Source organism: Micromonospora sp. ATCC 39149 (assembly GCF_000158815.1).
Lineage (GTDB): Bacteria > Actinomycetota > Actinomycetes > Mycobacteriales > Micromonosporaceae > Micromonospora.
Genome location: NZ_GG657738.1, coordinates 64,106 through 66,544, shown reverse-complemented (window position 1 = coordinate 66,544; position 2,439 = coordinate 64,106). Strand labels below are relative to the sequence as shown.

The 2,439-nt window shown below is 72.6% G+C and carries 2 protein-coding genes and 1 pseudogene; 2 read left to right on the top strand and 1 reads right to left on the bottom strand.

Annotated elements, in window-relative coordinates; genetic code table 11:
* Window positions 1–246, top strand: a pseudogene (locus MCAG_RS33140) (hypothetical protein); the annotation flags it as partial.
* 54 nt (window positions 247–300) lie between these two features.
* Here MCAG_RS33140 and MCAG_RS00245 read toward each other — a convergent pair.
* Window positions 301–1,782: a peptide MFS transporter gene (locus tag MCAG_RS00245; protein ID WP_036371692.1), complete on the bottom strand. Its 1,482-nt coding sequence runs from the start codon at window positions 1,780–1,782 to the stop codon at window positions 301–303.
* 242 nt (window positions 1,783–2,024) lie between these two features.
* Between MCAG_RS00245 and MCAG_RS00240 the strand changes: the two genes are divergently transcribed.
* Window positions 2,025–2,366, top strand: coding sequence for an RNA polymerase-binding protein RbpA (locus tag MCAG_RS00240; protein ID WP_007070998.1), 342 nt, complete (start codon window positions 2,025–2,027; stop codon window positions 2,364–2,366).
* The last annotated feature ends 73 nt before the right edge of the window (window positions 2,367–2,439 follow it).

Genomic DNA, 2,439 nt, shown 5'->3' with positions numbered 1-2,439 from the left:
ATGCCACGGCGGCGCTGTCGGCGCGGTTGGCCGAGGCCGCCGCCGCCCCGCGACGCGACCGCCGCCCAGTTGGCCGCCGCCCGGGAGGCCGCCGCCGCGGTGGAGGGCCGCCTCGGCGAGCTGGACGCACGGCTGCGCGCGGCCGAGGCCGAACGCGACGCCGCGCAGCGACGCTCGGCACAGCTGGTCGACCAGGTCAGCGACATGGCCGCCGCGCTGGCCCGGCTGGGCGCCGCGCCGCGCTGAGGCCGGCGCGAGGGACGTCGGGAGTCTGCCCGCGTCCGTCGTCGGCCGGCGGTGTCAGTGGATGCCGGCCATCAGCGTCCGGATGTGCCGGGCGAACATGACCGCGCCGAGGCCGAGCAGCACCGACGCCGCCCCGAAGGTGAGGAAGTAGGTGGGCTCCGGCCAGGTCTCGGCGAGCCGGGCGACCTGCCCGCCGATCGCGTCGCCCACGGCGGTGGCCAGGAACCACAGGCCCATCATCTGGCTGGCGTACTTGACCGGGGCGAGTTTGGTGGTGGCGGACAGGCCGACGGGGCTCAGCGACAATTCGCCGGCTACCTGGATGGCGTACACGGCGACCAGCCACCACGGGGAGACCAGGTCGCCGCCGACGGCGGCCTGCGCCGCGGCGGCCATCAGCACGAACGACAGGCCGTTGAGCACCAGACCGACGGCGAACTTCACGGGGGTGCCGACCCGGTGCCCCAGCCGCAGCCACAGCACCGCGAACAGCGGCGCCCCGACAATGATCAGGATCGGGTTGACCGACTGGAGCCAGGACGCGGGGAAGGTGAACCCGAGCACGTCGCGGTCGGTGTTGTCGGCGGCGAAGATGTTCAGCACCGACCCGGCCTGGTCGTAGATGAGCCAGAACGACGCGGCGAACACGAACAGCCACAGGTACGCCTTCGCGCGGCTGCGTTCGGTGCCGCTGATCTCCCGGTCGGTGAGGATCCGGGTGAAGTACCCGACGGCCACCACCACCGTGGCGACGGTGAGCAGGTTGACCACGGCATCGACGGTGAACAGCCCGGCGGCCGCGAGCGCGGCCACAACGAGCACGGCGGCGGCGGTGACCAGCCCGATGCGCCGCAGCGCCCGCTGACGGTCGGCGCCCAGCAGCGGGTCAGCGGGTCGGGCCCCGGCGTCGCCGAGGTGCCGGCGTCCCAGGGCGTACTGGATGACCCCGAAGGTCATGCCGACCGCGGCGACGGCGAACCCCAGATGCCAGTTGATCTTCTCGCCGAGCAGGCCGGTGACCAGCGGCGCGATGAACGCCCCGAGGTTGATGCCCAGGTAGAAGATCGAGAACCCGGCGTCGCGACGCGGGGAGTCCCGGTCGTAGAGGTCGCCGACCATCGTGGAGATGTTCGGCTTGAGCAGCCCGGTGCCGACCACGATCAGCGCCATGCCGGCGAAGACGCTCCACGCCGCCGGCACCGCCATCACGTAGTGGCCGCAGGCGATGACGACGCCGCCCCACAGCACCGACCGGCGGGCGCCGAGGAGCCGGTCGGCGACCCACCCGCCGGGCAGCGCCATCAGGTACACCATCGCGTTGTACGCGCCGTAGACGGCGCTGGCGGTGGATTCGGACAGGCCCAGGCCGTCGTCGGCGACAGCGGCGGTCAGATACAGCACCAGGATCGCCCGCATGCCGTAGAAGCTGAACCGCTCCCACATCTCGGTGAGGAACAGGGTGGCCAGGGCCCGGGGGTGTCCGAGGAAGGTCCGCCCGCCGGGGGGCCGGCGGGCAACCGGCGCGTCACTGGACATCGACACCTCCGCGCGGCTGGGAATGGGTAACATCCCCGTAAACCGCCGAAACACTCCCACCGATTCGCCCGGCCGGGACGACCCCGCCGGGCACCTGGCGTGGCCGGCTACCCTTGCAGGGGTTGCGGGCCTGCCGTGCCCTGCCCGGTGGGCGGGGTGTGGCCCGGCGGGGGCGGGAATGGCCCGGCCGACACGGACCGTTGGACCTGAAGACCAGCACCACGAACGAGGGGAAGTCGATCATGGGCGAGCGTATGCTGCGCGGAAGCCGTCTGGGCGCGGTCAGCTACGAATCCGACCGCAACACGGAGCTCGCGCCGCGTCAGACCCGCGAGTACCTCTGCGCCAAGGGCCACCAGTTCGAGGTGCCGTTCGCCGTCGACGCCGAGGTCCCCACGACCTGGGAGTGCAAGTTCGACGGCAGCGTCGCCCGGCTGGTCGACGGCACCGAGCCGGAGCAGAAGAAGGCCAAGCCGCCGCGCACCCACTGGGACATGCTGCTGGAACGCCGCTCGATCGCCGAGCTGGAGGACATCCTCGCCGAGCGGCTCCAGGAGGTCCGCACCCGACGCGGCCGGGCCTGACCCACCGCCCCAACCACACGCGAACGCCCCCGGGAGGTCTGACTCCCCGGGGGCGTTCGCCGTACAACCGTAC